Source organism: Aquimarina addita (assembly GCF_039539305.1).
In the GTDB taxonomy this organism is placed as follows: Bacteria; Bacteroidota; Bacteroidia; order Flavobacteriales; family Flavobacteriaceae; genus Aquimarina; species Aquimarina addita.
Genome location: NZ_BAABCW010000079.1, coordinates 1 through 649 on the forward strand (window position 1 = coordinate 1; position 649 = coordinate 649).

Here is a 649-nt window from a genome sequence, read left to right on the forward strand (position 1 = left end):
GACGATTGAGATACCCACGTGCCAAACCAGCACCACTTATGCATAATTCACCTATTACCCCTATAGGCTGTAATTCAAGACCATTCCCTACAATATAAATCTGAGTGTTCGAGATTGGACGACCTATCGGAATTTTAACTAAATAATTTTGAACTTTATAACAGGTTGAAACTACAGTATTTTCTGTTGGACCATAATTATTGTAAATATTATAGTCATTATTACTTTTTAATTGAAGAGTATCCCCCCCAGTTAAAATAATAATATTACTAAATTCATTTTTTTGATTGATAAAATCTTGACAAACTAATGGAGGTATATAAATATGTGATATCTTATTCTTTACTGTAAATTTTATTAATTCAAAAATATCATAATTATAATTTTTAATTGGGTAGAGAGTCCCTCCTGCTATAAGATAAGGGAACATCTCCCAAGTTGATGCATCAAAACCTATTTTTGAAAACATTGTAGCCTTACTTATCCTGGTCAAATCGAACTGTTTTTTGTGCCACAAGCACAAATTCATCAAGTTATCATGTTCAATCATTACCCCTTTAGGTTTCCCTGTTGACCCTGATGTGTAGATTACATATGCGAGGTGGTTGGGCAATGTGATTTTTGGTAGTTTTCTAGACGATTCTATTGC

1 protein-coding gene is annotated in these 649 nt (G+C 32.4%); it reads right to left on the reverse strand.

The annotated features are described in order from the left end of the window. On the reverse strand, positions 1-613 hold a 613-nt coding region (locus ABD816_RS22230; protein WP_344931121.1), incomplete at its 3' end, for an AMP-binding protein. Positions 614-649: the final 36 nt, after the last annotated feature.